Origin of the sequence: Burkholderia sp. THE68 (genome assembly GCF_009938265.1) — a bacterium.
Classification (GTDB): Bacteria; Pseudomonadota; Gammaproteobacteria; order Burkholderiales; family Burkholderiaceae; genus Caballeronia.
In genome coordinates, this window is sequence record NZ_AP022317.1 from 254,243 (window position 1) to 268,242 (window position 14,000).

11 protein-coding genes and 1 pseudogene are annotated in these 14,000 nt (G+C 64.9%); 7 read left to right on the top strand and 5 right to left on the bottom strand.

Annotated features, from left to right (window positions below):
• The first annotated feature begins 17 nt into the window (after positions 1-17).
• Positions 18-1,259, top strand: a complete 1,242-nt coding sequence (locus BTHE68_RS22485) for an NAD(P)/FAD-dependent oxidoreductase (RefSeq protein WP_162068526.1) — start codon at positions 18-20, stop codon at positions 1,257-1,259.
• Between the two features lie 27 nt (positions 1,260-1,286).
• Here BTHE68_RS22485 and BTHE68_RS22490 read toward each other — a convergent pair whose 3' ends face one another.
• From BTHE68_RS22490 to BTHE68_RS22500, 3 genes are all read right to left on the bottom strand, one after another.
• A complete protein-coding gene (locus tag BTHE68_RS22490) occupies positions 1,287-3,599 on the bottom strand; it encodes a c-type cytochrome (RefSeq protein WP_174258118.1) in 2,313 nt (770 codons plus the stop codon).
• 19 nt (positions 3,600-3,618) lie between these two features.
• The gene (locus tag BTHE68_RS22495; protein ID WP_162068528.1) at positions 3,619-4,122 is read right to left on the bottom strand and encodes a (2Fe-2S)-binding protein; all 504 of its coding nucleotides are present in this window, start codon (positions 4,120-4,122) and stop codon (positions 3,619-3,621) included.
• 103 nt (positions 4,123-4,225) lie between these two features.
• Entirely contained in the window at positions 4,226-5,383 is a 1,158-nt protein-coding gene (locus BTHE68_RS22500) for an FAD-dependent monooxygenase (protein WP_162068529.1), read from the bottom strand.
• A 272-nt stretch (positions 5,384-5,655) separates the two neighbouring features.
• On the opposite strand from BTHE68_RS22500, the gene BTHE68_RS22505 reads away from it, so the two are divergent.
• From BTHE68_RS22505 to BTHE68_RS22525, 5 genes are all read left to right on the top strand, one after another.
• Entirely contained in the window at positions 5,656-6,408 is a 753-nt protein-coding gene (locus tag BTHE68_RS22505) for a maleate cis-trans isomerase family protein (protein WP_162068530.1), read from the top strand.
• Between the two features lie 30 nt (positions 6,409-6,438).
• The gene (locus tag BTHE68_RS22510; RefSeq protein WP_162068531.1) at positions 6,439-7,290 is read left to right on the top strand and encodes an alpha/beta fold hydrolase; all 852 of its coding nucleotides are present in this window, start codon (positions 6,439-6,441) and stop codon (positions 7,288-7,290) included.
• Between the two features lie 28 nt (positions 7,291-7,318).
• Positions 7,319-8,362 carry a 2,5-dihydroxypyridine 5,6-dioxygenase NicX family protein gene (locus BTHE68_RS22515; protein WP_162068532.1) on the top strand — a complete coding sequence of 348 codons (1,044 nt, stop codon included), beginning with the start codon at positions 7,319-7,321 and terminating at the stop codon, positions 8,360-8,362.
• Between the two features lie 9 nt (positions 8,363-8,371).
• Positions 8,372-9,025, top strand: a complete 654-nt coding sequence (locus BTHE68_RS22520; RefSeq protein ID WP_162068533.1) for an isochorismatase family protein — start codon at positions 8,372-8,374, stop codon at positions 9,023-9,025.
• A 73-nt stretch (positions 9,026-9,098) separates the two neighbouring features.
• Positions 9,099-11,378, top strand: a complete 2,280-nt coding sequence (locus tag BTHE68_RS22525; RefSeq protein WP_162069140.1) for a xanthine dehydrogenase family protein molybdopterin-binding subunit — start codon at positions 9,099-9,101, stop codon at positions 11,376-11,378.
• 17 nt (positions 11,379-11,395) lie between these two features.
• Here BTHE68_RS22525 and BTHE68_RS22530 read toward each other — a convergent pair whose 3' ends face one another.
• Positions 11,396-11,839: a MarR family winged helix-turn-helix transcriptional regulator gene (locus tag BTHE68_RS22530; protein ID WP_162069141.1), complete on the bottom strand. Its 444-nt coding sequence runs from the start codon at positions 11,837-11,839 to the stop codon at positions 11,396-11,398.
• Positions 11,840-12,297: 458 nt separating this feature from the next.
• Here BTHE68_RS22530 and BTHE68_RS22535 point away from each other — a divergent pair, with 458 nt between their 5' ends.
• Positions 12,298-13,602, top strand: a complete 1,305-nt coding sequence (locus tag BTHE68_RS22535; protein ID WP_162068534.1) for an MFS transporter — start codon at positions 12,298-12,300, stop codon at positions 13,600-13,602.
• On the opposite strand, the pseudogene BTHE68_RS22540 reads toward BTHE68_RS22535, so the two are convergent.
• Positions 13,592-13,756: pseudogene (locus tag BTHE68_RS22540) on the bottom strand (Lrp/AsnC family transcriptional regulator); the annotation flags it as partial. The gene BTHE68_RS22535 and the pseudogene BTHE68_RS22540 sit on opposite strands and share 11 nt — an antisense overlap.
• Positions 13,757-14,000 lie beyond the last annotated feature (244 nt).

Here is a 14,000-nt window from a genome sequence, read left to right on the forward strand (position 1 = left end):
TATCAAGGCATCGGAATATGGCTCAGGACGCAATCGTGCTCGGTGCGGGGATCGTGGGGGTAAGCGTCGCGCTACATTTGCGGCAGCGCGGATGGCAGGTGACGCTCGTCGACCACCAGGCGCCCGGTGAAGCGGCGAGCTTCGGTAACGCGGGGCTGATCGAGGCGTCGTCGGTCGTGCCTTATGCGTTCCCTCGTGACTGGGCCACGGTGCTGAAATTCGCAATGAACCGCTCGACGGCGTTTCGTTACGACCTGCGCTCGTTGCCAGCGTACGCGCCGTGGCTCGCGCGGTTCTGGTGGGAATCGGCGCCCAGACGTCTCGCTGCCGCCGCGCACGACCTGCTCCCGCTCATCCGCAGAAGCGTGGCCGAGCACGAGGCGCTCGCCTCGCGTGCAGGTCACGCCGATCTCGTGCGGCCCACGGGCTGGCTCGAAGCCTATCGCTCGCGCGAGCAGTTCGAGCGGGAGGCGAGCGCCGCGAGACGGATCTCGAACGAATACCAACTCGGCATGCAGGTGCTCGAGGGAAGCGCGCTGCATGGACTGGAGGCGTCGCTCGAAGGCGCTTACGCGGGTGCGATTCACTGGACGGACCCACGCAGCGTGATCGATCCCGGCGCCCTGACGAAAGGCTACGCGGCGCTATTCGAGCGCGAGGGCGGACGCTTCCTGATCGGCGATGCCGCGACGCTCGAACCGTCGGGAAGCGGCTGGCGCGTGATGACCGCGAGCGGACCTGTCGAAGCGCAGTCGGCCGTGGTCGCGCTCGGCATCTGGTCCGGCGATGTGGTGCGCAAGTTCGGCTACCGCATTCCGCTCATGGCCAAGCGCGGATACCACATGCATTACGAGAGTGATGGACGCGCTGCGCTCGCGAGGCCGGTCGTCGACATCGAGAACGGCTATGTCGTGGCGCCGATGCGGCGTGGCCTGCGTCTGACTACCGGCGTCGAGCTTGCCTGCCGGAACCGGCCACCGAGCCCGCTGCAACTGGAGCGCGCCGAGCAACTCGCGCGACCGGCATTCGGCCTCGGGGCGCGAATCGACGAGTCGCCGTGGCTGGGCTTGCGGCCGTGTACGCCGGATATGCGCCCGGTGATCGGGCCTGCTGATCGCCACCCTGGGCTTTGGTTCGCGTTCGGGCACGCGCATCATGGACTTACGCTTGGTCCGGTAACGGGAAGGCTCGTCAGTGAGTTGATGAACGGCGAAGCGGGCTTCACCGATCCGGCTCCCTACAGGCCGGGGAGGTTCTAGAACTGCCGTGCGCGTCGCGTCCCCCACTCAGTGCGCTGCATGCCTGACCTGAGCGGAGGCCTGTTCGAGGTCCGTCCACGCCGGCTGGTCCGGCGCATATCGCGCCCGAATGTAGGCCGCGAGTTCGGCCATCTGCCTGTCGTCGTAGACATCGCCGAAGCCGGGCATATATCCCAGCTCTGCCGTGGCCGGACTGTCGATGCCGTTGTGAAGTACATGCAGCAAGTTGTCGGGCCGGCTCTGCGCCACGCTGGTATTGAGGCCCATCAGCGGCCTCACGCCCAGATGCCCGACGCCGCCCGATGCCGCGTGGCAGACCGCGCACGCCGTCTCGAAGGTCTGCCGCCCGCGCTCCAGGCCCATGACGCTGACCACATCGGCGCCATTTGACTGCTTTTGCGCCGCGCGGGCGGCAGCCGCTTCGTCGACCTGCGGCGACAAGGACGTGATGTAGTGAGCGATCGCTTTTACATCGGACTCCGGAAGTTCGGACAGCCCGGTCACAACCGGACCCATCGGACCCGCGGCCACGCCATGCTCTTTCGAAAAGCCGGTGCGAAGGTAGTCGAACAGCGCCTTCTCGGTCCAGGGCACGGGTCCGCGATGGCCGACCAAAGCCGGCGCGTCCCAGCCTTCCGCCTCGCCGCCGGCCAGATACGCGAGACCGCCCTTCTCCGCGCCCAGCCGGTTGCGCGGTGTGTGACACGCGCCGCAATGCGCCGCGCCATCGACGAGATATTTGCCGCGATTCCACAGCCCCGATTTCGATGCATCGGGCTTGAACTCGCTGTCGTCATGAAACAGCCAGTTCCATCCGGCGACCGCAGGGCGCAGGTTCATCGGAAACGGCAGGCTCGTCTTCGGCGGGGCGTGCTTCACCGCTGGCTGCGACATCAGATACGCGTAGAGCGCCAGCATGTCCGGCTCGCTCATCTTCGCGAAAGCCGTATAGGGGAAAGCGGGATAGAGATGCGTGCCATCGCGCGCGATACCCTTGCGCATGGCGCGCTCGAACGCCGCATACGACCAGAGGCCGATGCCCGTCTCCGGGTCCGGCGTGATGTTGGTCGAGTAGATGGTGCCGAACGGCGTTTCGAGCGCGAAACCGCCGGCATTCTTCTGTCCGCCCGGCGCCGTGTGACAGACCGCGCAGTCGCCGGCCAAGGCGATCTGCCGGCCGCGTTCGAGCGTCGCCGCGCTCCATGTCGACGCGCCGAGGCTGCCCGGCGCGATAGGCGCGATCTCTCGCGGACCCGGAATGATCGCGCACGCAAGACCGACGAGGCCGCCGATGAATCCGGCAATCCCGCCTCCGGCGAGCAGCTTTTTGATGCGGCCAGGACGCGGCGCGGCCACGCCGTGATGAATTGGCTGCGGAGGCTCCGTGCCGGCCAGTTTCGCCTGCAGGTGCTGCGAATCGAACGGCGGTTGCCTGAAACGTACGCCGGTTGCATCGAAGATCGCGTTTGCGATGGCGGCGACCGCCGGCGCCGCGGCCCGCTGCGCGCCCGGTGTCGGCAACGCATCCGGCGTGCCTTGCGTGCTCAGGGACGCCGGGCCGGCAGCCGCCGCGATATCGAACGACATCGGCGCGGACGCGGCAGCTTCGTCATGCGCGGGTCGCGCGCTCGACGCGTGGCCAAGCGCCAGCGACACCGCGCTCTCGATGAGCGCATGCGGCACGCCATGCAAGACCGGCAGGCTGGCGGAGCCTTCGCCGTATCCGGCGACGACGCGGCGCACCGCGACATCCCCGGTCTGCCGATGCACATCGATATCCACGACCCACGCGGACCAGCTCGGCTCGCCTTCCCGCTCGCCGTCCATCGCGAAACCACGGCCACTGAGCCACTGCGAACCGGCGTCGGTACGCGGCCTGCGTCCCCACGCCGCGCGTTCCGTGACCATCCGCACGACTTCCCGCGCGCCCGCATCCTCATTCCCGTCGAGATGACGCAGGCGCAATTCGACGGGATCGAGGGCAAGCTCGCTCGCCGTCTCGTCCATGAAGGACTCGCGCGCGAACACGTGCGCGTGCTCCGGAACGGCGGGCGCCGGGCCGTCGAACGTCAGCGAGGCGTGCGCATGGCGGTACAGCAGGCTTTGCCGGGACGCAGGTTGCCAGTCCGGCGCGAACAGACCCTTTTCCGATGCGCCCGCGGACTCGTCCAGCGACACGCGGTATCGATAGCTTCGCAGCACGCCCGACGGTGTCGCATCGACGCTCACTTCCAGCGAGGCGAGACCGGCCTCCTGACCGGCCGGCCAGCGATAGGTGTGCGTCCGATGCGTGGTCGGCTCCGGGCCCGTCGTCCCGGTGCGCGGCGGCACATCCGCCATATCCACGCTATCGCTCGTTTTACTGTTCATCTTGCTGCTGAAGATAGCGAGCGGCCCGGCGCACCGCGTTCATGATTTCGATGTGCGTTCCGCATCGGCACAGGTTGTAGCGCAACGCGTCGCGGATTTCGTCGTCGCTGGGAACGGGATTGCGCTCGAGCAGCACGCTGGTGCTCATGATCATGCCGTTGAGACAGTAGCCGCACTGGGCCGCCTGTTCCTCGATGAACGCGCGCTGAATGAAGTGCGGATTGTCCGGCGTCCCGAGTCCTTCGAGCGTCACGATATCGCGGCCGGTCGCGGCGACGGCGGGCACGACGCAGGCGCGCGTCGCGTGGCCATCGACGATCACGGTGCACGCGCCGCACTGTCCGAGCCCGCAGCCGAACTTCGGTCCGTTCAACTCGAAATCGTTGCGCAGGACCGTGAGCAACGGAGCATCCGACGCCACGAACTCGACGGTGCGCGTGTGCCCGTTCACGCGAAGCGTGACGGGACCATCGACCGGGCGTGGATGAGACATGACATGAACCCCGAAAAGAAAGCGGCAAACGCGAGACGCAGCGCACGCCGGAAACATTCGATGCTAGCCTGCCCCGCCCCCGAAGGCGAGACAGTCAAAAACCTCATGCCGCGACGGGCGCCGTGTCCGTCTGCGGCGAGACGAGCGGAACCTCGTACACGTCGTAGCCGAAGCACCAGGCCGGATCCTCGTTGGTGCGCAGCCAGGTGTTGTTGTGCGAGACGAGCTGGACCTTCGAGGCGCGCGTGGACCGGTTGGCTTCGTAGAGCGCGAACGCGTTCGTGTAGTCGGACACGCCGACTTCATCGAGACAGCGCGTCAGCATCGCCGCATCTTCGATCGCCATCGCGGCGCCCTGCGCCATGTGCGGCTTCATCGGATGGCAGGCATCGCCCAGCAGAACCATGCGGCCACGGCTCCAGAGCGGCAGCGGATCGCGTTCGAGCAGCGGCCACTTGGAGATGGACGGCGAAACATCGATCAGATGCTGGATGTCGGGATGCCAACCTGCGAACGCTTCCTTCATCTCTTCGCGGCTGCTTTCCATGAATGGCACGCCCGCCGGCCATTCCTTCTGCGGCACGCCCGTCACGTAGTAATACTCGTCGTGCTTCTCTGTGACGTAGTAGACCATCATGTGACGGTCGCCCGACCACCACTTCACGCAGGCGTCATACGGCTTGTTATTCAGCAACGACGCCGGAAACACCGCGCGATGCGCGACCCAGCCGGTGTACTTGGGCGGCTCCGCGCCCAGCAGATGATCGCGGATCTTCGAATTGACGCCATCCGCCCCGATCACGATGTCGGCCGTCTCCACGGAGCCATCGGCGAAGGTCATCCGCACTTCATTGCCGGTATCTTCGACCGAGCTCAGCTTCTTGCCGAAACGCACGACGCCCGGGCTGCTCGCCTGCGTCAGCAGCGCGTGAAAGTCGCCGCGATGCACGGTCAGATAGCTCGCGCCGTAGTTCTTCACGGCAAAGTCGCCCAGCGGAATCTGCGACATGATTTCCGACGTCTTGCCATCCCGGCTGTACCAGTAGTCGGGGTGCGATCCCATCTTGTTGAGCGCGTCCTCACAGCCAATGCGGCGCATCACCTTCATCATGTTCGGCCCGACGTGGATGCCCGCGCCCAGCCGCGAGAATGCCTGCGCCTGTTCGTACAAGACGACGTCGTAGCCGCTGCGTTCCAGCAATGCGGCAGCGGTCGCGCCGCCAAGTCCAGCGCCGATGACGGCAATGCGGGCTTTGCTCATGGAAATCTCCTGATCGATATGTGCCCGTGGTGTCACGCGATGACATCCAGCGAGCGGAGTGACGGTGTGATTTATAGCGTACACACTCAATATAACGAAAACAAGCGGAAAAATCCCGGAGACCGTAAAACGCCCTTTATTGGCGGTATTAAGCGCATAAACCTAGGGAAAATACCAACCCAATCGATGCTCGAAAGTCTTTTATCAGGTTGTCGTTTTATAACGTACACGCTAGACTTCAATGCAATTCCCCTCACCGGCCAGGAGTATCCATGTTCAAGACCTATCGCATCGGCCAGATCGTGCCGAGTTCCAACACGACAATGGAAACCGAGATTCCCGCGATGCTGCGCCTGCGCGAAGCCATCCGGCCCGAGCGCTTCACGTTTCACTCGAGCCGCATGCGCATGAAAAAGGTCGTCAAGGAAGAACTGGCCGCGATGGACGCCGAATCGGACCGCTGCGCGATCGAACTGTCGGATGCGCGTGTCGACGTGCTGGGTTACGCCTGCCTCGTCGCCATCATGGCGATGGGTCGCGGCTATCACCGCGTGTCGCAGGAGCGCCTGACGAAGCACACGACGGAAAACGGCGCTCACGCGCCCGTGCTCACCAGCGCAGGCGCACTCGTCGATGCATTGAAGGTGATCGGCGCGAAGCGGATCGTGGTCGTCGCCCCGTATATGAAGCCGCTGACGGAGCTCGTCGTGGATTACATCGGCAGCGAAGGCTACGAAGTCATCGACTGGCGGGCGCTCGAGATTCCCGACAACCTCGAAGTCGGGCGTCATGACCCGTCGAGGCTGCCGGAGATCGTCTCGAAGATGAAGTATCAGGACGCCGATGCCATCGTGCTCTCGGCGTGCGTGCAGATGCCATCCCTGCCCGCCGTGGCCAAGGTCGAAGCGATGACCGGCAAGCCCGTCATCACGGCCGCCATCGCCACCACCTACGCGATGCTGCGCCACCTCGATCTGGAGCCCATCGTTCCCGGCGCCGGCGCGCTGCTGTCCGGCGCGTACTGAGCCGCCCGGCAACTTTTGCGGAGCCACATCATGTCATCCACGTTTGTTCACGGCGGCAATGTGTTCGCCAACGGCATTCGCCAGCACTACCTGCACTATGGACCCGGCGCAAGCAGCGCGGGCGGGCAATCGACGCGGCCAGCCATCGTCCTGATTCCGGGCATCACCAGTCCGGCGATCACCTGGGGCTTCGTCGGCGAAGTCCTCGGAAGCCGCTTCGATACCTATATTCTGGATGTGCGCGGGCGCGGGCTTTCGTCGGCGTCGGACACGCTCGACTACAGTCTCGACGCGCAAGCCGACGACGTCGTCGCGTTCGTCAAGGCGCTGGGCCTCGACGCCTTCAGTCTTCTCGGCCACTCGATGGGCGCGCGCATCGCCGCGCGCGCGGCAGCACGCATCGAGCGCGGGCTCAGGAGCGTCGTGCTGGTCGATCCGCCCGCGTCCGGTCCGGGGCGCCGTCCTTATCCCTCGCAGTTGCCGTGGTACGTCGATTCGATGGCGCTCGCGCGCAAGGGCATGGACGCGCAAGCCATGAGCCAGTTCTGTCCGACGTGGACCTTCGAGCAGCGCCAGTTGCGCGCGGAATGGCTGCATACGTGCGATGAACGCGCCGTGCTGGCATCGTTCAAGGGCTTTCATGAAGACGACTTCTTCGCCGATGCAGCGCGCCTGAACGTGCCGTCGCTTCTCATCACCGCCGAGCGCGGCGACGTGGTTCGGCCGGAAGACGTCGCCGAATTGCAACGCGCCACGCCTTCGATGCTGCACACGCGCGTGCCGGATGCAGGCCACATGATCCCGTGGGACAACGAAGCCGGCTTCTATGCGGCGCTGGGCGATTTCCTCGGCGCGCCCGTGTCCCAGAACAAGCCTGCGTGAGCGCACCGCACATTCCTTGGAGATAACGATGGCCATCAGCGACTATCAACTCATCGAAGCGTGGAAGGAAGTGCTCACGCTCTCGAAGCTCGAACGCGGGCAGACGGTCACCATTCTGACGAGCGCGGGCACGCACCCTCAGACCTTGTCGTGCGCGCTCATCGCAACGCAGTCGATGGGCGCGATCGTGAACCGGCTGGACCTGCCGCCCATCAACGGCGAGAAGGGTTTCAGCCGCGATTCGCTCGCGTATCTCGGCACGACGCCGCTCACCGGCAATCAGGCGGCGATCGCCGCGCTCAAGAACAGCGATCTCGTGCTGGACCTGATGACCTTGTTGTTCTCGCCGGAGCAGCACGAAATCCTGCAGTCGGGCACCAAGATCCTGCTCGCGGTGGAGCCGCCCGAAGTGCTCGTGCGCCTCGTGCCGACGCTCGCGGACCGCACCCGCGTGCTCGCCGCGACCGAGCGCATCAAGGCGGCGCGTCAGATGCACGTGCATTCCGACGCGGGCACGGACTTCACCTGCCCGATGGGCAATTTTCCCGCCATCGCCGAATACGGTTTCGTCGATGAACCCGGCCGCTGGGACCACTGGCCGAGCGGCTTCGCGCTGACGTTTCCGAACGACAGGACCGCGCACGGCAAGATCGTCATCGACCGGGGCGATATTCTGCTGCCGCAAAAGCACTACGTCAGCGAGCCGATCACGCTCACGGTGGAAGGCGGCTATGCGGTGCGGATCGAAGGCGGCACGGATGCGGCGCTCTTGCGCGACTACATGGAAACCTTCGACGATCCCGAGGGCTATGCGATCTCGCACATCGGCTGGGGGCTGCAGCCGCGTGCGCGCTGGTCGACGCTCGGTCTCTACGATCGCGAAGCCACCATCGGCATGGACGCGCGTGCGTTCGAGGGCAACTTCCTGTTCTCGCTCGGACCGAACAACGAAGTCGGCGGCGATCGCACGACGACCTGCCATATCGACATCCCGCTGCGCCATTGCACCGTCTCTCTGGACAACGAAGTCGTCGTCCGGGATGGCCGCGTGCTCGACGCCAACCACGCATAAAGGCACGACATGAACGATCTCACCCAGCATGCGGAAGCGCATGTCTACCGGCAACAGGGCTTCGGCACGCCGATGGCGCCCAAGGGCCGGGTCGCGCTGCTGATCGTGGATCTCGTGGTTGGCTTCGCCGACCCCGCGGTCTTCGGCGGCGGCAATATCCCGCAGGCGATCGAGCGCACGAAGCACGCGCTCAAGGCCGCGCGCGAGAACGGCTGGCCGGTCGCGCACAGCCGCATCGTCTACGCGGCCGACGGCAGCGACGACAACGTCTTCTCGCTGAAAGTCCCCGGCATGGCGACGCTCACCGAGGACAATCCCAACAGCGCCATCGTCGCGGAACTGACTCCGGCAAAGGGCGAACTGGTGGTCCGCAAGACCGTTCCGTCGGCATTTTTCGGCACGCAACTGACGCCCTGGCTCGCGCAGCAAGGCATCCAGACGCTGCTGGTGGCGGGCGCCGTGACGAGCGGCTGCGTGCGTGCGAGCGTCGTCGACGCCATGTCGTTCGGCTTCCGACCGTTCGTGCTGTCCGACTGCGTCGGCGATCGCGCGCTGGCGCCGCACGAAGCGAGTCTCTTCGACATGGCGCAGAAATACGCGACCGTACTTCCGCTGTCCGACGCGCTCGCGGCGATCTCGGCAGCCGAAGCCGAAGCGCGGTAGTGTAGGAAGCGGGCGCGGACCGCTTCGGCGGTTCACGCGCCGAGAGATGCCCGAGTGCATGACGAGGAAGAACGTGAATCGCGCCGATCTGCTTGCCCGAAACGGCCGCCTGGCCATCATTCGCCAGCCGCTCAGCCCGGTCGCCCCCGCGCGGGGCCAGCCGGGAAGCCCTTCGACCTTCGTGCCGGATGTGCCCGAGGTGTTCGTGGCCGTTCTCGACGATGAAAGCATCCTCGCGTTCAACGGGCATGTGGATCTGGGCACGGGCATTCGCACGTCGCTGGCGCAGATCGCGGCGGAAGAGCTCGACGTTCCCGCCGAACGCGTGCGCATGATCCTCGGCTCGACCGCCGCGACGCCGAATCAGGGGCCGACTATCGCCAGCGCCACGATCCAGATATCGGCGGTTCCGCTTCGATGCGCGGCTGCGCAAGCACGGCTCGCCCTCCTCGACCTGGCCGCGCAACGCATGGACGTCGCCATCGAGCGCCTCGCGACGGCGAACGGGCGTGTGTTCCTCAAAGACGCCGATGCCACCGGCAGCTGTACTTTCGGCGAGCTGGTGAAAGACCGGCAGATCACGGCCGAACTCGATACGCAGGTCAAGACGAAAGACCCGGCCGACTATCGGCTCATCGGCCGTTCGTCGAGACGTGTGGATATGCCTGCCAAAGCCACCGGACAGCTGACCTTCGTGCACGACGTGCGCGTGCCCGGCATGCTGCATGGCCGCGTGGTGCGGCCGCCTTACAGCGGCATCGACTCGGGTCCGTTCGTCGGCCGGTCCCTGATTTCGGTCGATGAATCTTCCGTCGCCGATATCCCCGGACTTCGCGCGGTGGTCGTCGTCGGCGATTTCGTGGGTGTCGTGGCCGAGCGCGAGGAGTTCGCGGCGCGCGCCGCGCGCAGACTCAAGGTGCAATGGCGCGAAACGCCGCCCCTGACGTCGATGGACGATATCGGGCAAGCCATCTCGAATGCGCCAGCGACGCGCCGGCTTCTGCTCGAAGAAGGCGATGTCGAACGCGTGCGCGACGCGACAGGCACTACGACCCTTTCGCGCACTTACGTGTGGCCTTATCAGATGCACGGGTCCATCGGGCCATCGTGCGCGGTCGCGGATTACCGCGAGCCCGGCGACGGACGCATCACGGTCTGGTCCGGCACACAGAATCCGGTTTCGTTGCGGCATGACCTTGCGAAGCTCGTCGGACGCAGCGAAGCCGACTTCGACATCGAACGCATGGAAGCGGCCGGATGCTACGGCCGCAACTGCGCGGACGATGTCTGCGGCGATGCGCTGCTGCTCTCACGCGCGGCCGGGCATCCGGTCCGGGTCCAGTTGACGCGTCAGGACGAGCACCTTTGGGAACCCAAGGGCACCGGGCAGGTGATGCAGGTCACGGGCACGGTCACGGACGGCGGCGAACTCGTCGGCTACGACTTCTCGACGCGCTATCCGTCCAACGATGCGCCGCTGCTCGCCCTGCTGCTGAGCGGTGTTCAGCCGGCTGTATCCGGTGTGTTCGAAATGGGCGACCGCACGGCTGTGTCGCCCTACGAGTCGCCGAACCGGCGTTTCGTCTGCGAGGATCTGGCGTCGATCGTGCGCGCGTCGTGGCTGCGCGGCGTCTCGGCGCTGCCCAATTCCTTCGCCCACGACGCGTTTGCCGATGAGTGCGCGGCGCTGACGGGCACCGACCCGCTCGAGTATCGCATCCGGCATTTGAAGGACGATCGGGCGATCGACCTCCTGCGCGCCGTCGCTCAGCGCGCCGGCTGGCAGGCTCGGCCAAAGCGTATCGAGAAGCACGGCCGCCTCGTGCGCGGAAGGGGCATCGCCTACGCGCGCTATGTGCATAGCCGCTTTCCCGGCTTCGGCGCGGCGTGGGCTGCGTGGATCGTCGATCTCGTGGTCGACAGGTTGAGCGGCGAGATCACGGTCGAGCGCGTCGTGATCGGACAGGACACGGGCACGATGATCAACCCGGATGGCGTGCGTCACCAGATTCACGGCAATGTGATCCAGGTGCTGAGCCGTTCGTTGAAAGAGCGCGTGCGTTTCAGCGAAGGCAGGACTGCTGCGCGCGACTGGTCCAGCTACCCGATACTCACCTTCGCCGAGGTGCCCGCGATCGACGTGGTGCTCATGCCCCGGCAAGGCGAACCGCCGATGGGTGCGGGCGAATCCGCTTCGGTGCCCGGCCCCGCCGCGTTGGCCAACGCCATCTTCGATGCAACCGGCGTGCGATTCTTCGCCCCGCCGTACGCGCCGGACGCCATCCGCGCCGGTCTGGACGAAGCCGGGCGGCGCTACGCGTCGAACGAGGACGCTCGCAGCGTTTCCCCTTAGCGAGCCGTCGGCGGCGATCAGCTTTCGTCGAGTTCGAGCATCTTGCGCAGCAAGTACTGCAGCGCCACCCGCTCGCCCGGATTGAGCTTGCCGTAGGTGCGCTCCGTGACCTGCGCGGCGAACGGCACGGTCGCGTCGATCAGCGCTTCCCCCTGGGGCGTGGCGTTCACCACCAGCTTGCGGCCATCCGTCGGGTCCGGCACGACTTGCACCAGCGCGCGCGCCTTGAGGCGATCGACGACGCCACGGATCGTCGCCTGGTCGATCGCCGTCGTCTTGACGATGTCGTTGAGCGAACATCCCCTGCTCTCCTTGACCGCGGACAACGCCACGAACTGCGCGGCGGTCAGTTGCGAATCGGGAATCGCCTCCTGAAAGATCGCGACGTGGCGCTGATACGCACGACGCAACAGGTGACCGATCTGGTCATGAAAGTCGTAATCGTCGTTGGGAAGCGACATATCCGGAGAGGCGGTTTCAAAAGAGTGAGGCGCGTGGCGACGCGCTTGCAGGGCTTCCATTTTAACGGACCGACTCCGAAGCAAGATTCGATGATCGACGGCGGCCGACGAAAGGGCCACCGGGGCGTGTTGCGCCCCCTCGACGACACCTGCACGAAGATGGTGCCGGTGATTGTCGTCTCGGTGCATATTTGAGCGCATACGCTTAATATCTGTGCGGAATTGGTTTTCATCCATGAGGTTTTACCCGTGTCGCGTCGATGTCGAACATCGTAAGCATAGTCACTACATGAAGCAGTAACACGTAATTTCGCGGCTCTCTTCCCGCCGCGCGGACCGCAAACGGCTCTTAGGGTAATTTCTAGCGTGTACGCTGTATTTTGACATGCTATACAGGATCCTGCGGACGCAAAACACATGTTTTCGTCAAGGAACCTTCACCTAACCAGGGTCGCCCCATGTCAACTGTTCAATCTGGCGTAAGCATCGCGTCGAGAGACACGCATCAAGAGCTATACCGGAAGGTCACGTTTCGCCTCATCACGCTGTTCTGCCTGTGCTATTTCGCGGCGTACCTGGACCGCGTGAACATCGGTCTGGCCAAGCTTCAGATGCTCGACGCATTGAAGTTCGGCGATGCCGTCTACGGACTCGGCGCGGGTCTGTTCTTCGTCGGCTACGTGCTGTTCGAAGTCCCGAGCAATCTCATCCTTCAGCGCGTGGGCGCGAAGTTCTGGATTGCGCGCATCATGATCACGTGGGGTCTGTTGTCGGGCGCGACGATGTTCGTGCATACGCCGATGCAGTTCTACATCGTGCGATTCCTGCTGGGCGTGGCCGAAGCAGGCTTCCTGCCGGGCGTGTTGCTCTACCTCACGCAGTGGTATCCGGATGCGCGGCGTGCACGGATCGTGGCGCTGTTCATGGTCGGCCTGCCGATGTCGAGCATGGTCGGCAGCCCGATCTCCGGCTGGATCATGCGCTTCTTCGATGGCACGCATGGACTCGGCGGCTGGCAATGGCTCTTTCTGCTCGAAGCATTGCCTTCCATCCTGCTGGGCTTCGCGGTGCTGCGCTGGCTGCCGAACACCATCGAATCGGCGAAGTGGCTGACCGACGATGAAAAGAAGACGCTGCGCGCGGAACTCGTCGAGGAAGGGGCGGAGCACAAGAGCCACAAGCTGAGCGAAGCCTTCTCCAACCGTAAGGTGTGGTCGCTCGGGCTCATCGATCTGTGTGTGCTGCTGGGCCTGTACGCCGTGAGCTTCTGGCTGCCGACCATTCTTCGTGACACGGGCGTCACGGACTCGTATCACATCGGCTGGCTGATGGTCATTCCGAACGCCGCCGCCGTGGTCGGCACCTTGCTGTGCGGATCGAGCTCGGACCGGGCGCGCGAGCGGCGCTGGCATATCGTCGTGCCATTCGCCGTGGCTGCCGCTGCGCTGGTGGTCGCCGGTGCGACGACGCCGAGTACCGCGATGACCGTCGTGCTCTTCTCGCTCGTGAATGCAGGCGCCGCAGCAGCGATGCCCGTGGTATGGGCGCTTCCTTCGACGTTTCTGCGGGGCACAGCGGCGGCCGGCGGAATTGCTTTCGCGTGCTCGATTGCGAACGTGGGTGGCTTCGGAAGCACGTATCTCATCGGCTATCTTCGCGACACGTTCCACACGCAAAGCGCCGGGCTCTACGCGTTCGCCGCGTTCATCCTGTTCGGTTGCGCGCTCGCGCTCGCTTTCCCGAAGAAGCTGGTCAATCGTTGACTCGGCTGCGCTCGGAACCCCAGGACGACACGACGTCACCGCGCTCCTTCACGACCTTCGTCACGACGTACGTGAAGTAGCGCTCGATCCCGAGACCTTCGGTAAGCAGAACATCCATGAAGCGCTGGTGATGATCGATGTCGCGGGATACGACGCCAGGAAGGCTCATTGATGGAGGACACCATGAACGATCCATGTTTGCCCTCGCGCACCGAAAGGGTTTGAGTCGAACTGGAAGCCGGCATCACATTGATGCAGCGCCTCGCTGTACGCATTGCGTTTCCTTCCGTCACCCGTCGAATAGTATGTATGCGCGTGTACGTCACGACAGTTCAGCGTCTCGTCTTCATGAAAGCGCGGGAGAGGCAAGCTGCCCATTGCCAAATGGACCTCCCTGA

Coding starts and splice junctions, on each gene's coding strand:
- BTHE68_RS22485 (WP_162068526.1), top strand. CDS start 18: ATGGCTCAGGACGCAATCGTGCTCGGTGCGGGGATCGTGGGGGTAAGC.
- BTHE68_RS22490 (WP_174258118.1), bottom strand. CDS start 3,599: ATGGCGGATGTGCCGCCGCGCACCGGGACGACGGGCCCGGAGCCGACC.
- BTHE68_RS22495 (WP_162068528.1), bottom strand. CDS start 4,122: ATGTCTCATCCACGCCCGGTCGATGGTCCCGTCACGCTTCGCGTGAAC.
- BTHE68_RS22500 (WP_162068529.1), bottom strand. CDS start 5,383: ATGAGCAAAGCCCGCATTGCCGTCATCGGCGCTGGACTTGGCGGCGCG.
- BTHE68_RS22505 (WP_162068530.1), top strand. CDS start 5,656: ATGTTCAAGACCTATCGCATCGGCCAGATCGTGCCGAGTTCCAACACG.
- BTHE68_RS22510 (WP_162068531.1), top strand. CDS start 6,439: ATGTCATCCACGTTTGTTCACGGCGGCAATGTGTTCGCCAACGGCATT.
- BTHE68_RS22515 (WP_162068532.1), top strand. CDS start 7,319: ATGGCCATCAGCGACTATCAACTCATCGAAGCGTGGAAGGAAGTGCTC.
- BTHE68_RS22520 (WP_162068533.1), top strand. CDS start 8,372: ATGAACGATCTCACCCAGCATGCGGAAGCGCATGTCTACCGGCAACAG.
- BTHE68_RS22530 (WP_162069141.1), bottom strand. CDS start 11,839: ATGTCGCTTCCCAACGACGATTACGACTTTCATGACCAGATCGGTCAC.
- BTHE68_RS22535 (WP_162068534.1), top strand. CDS start 12,298: ATGTCAACTGTTCAATCTGGCGTAAGCATCGCGTCGAGAGACACGCAT.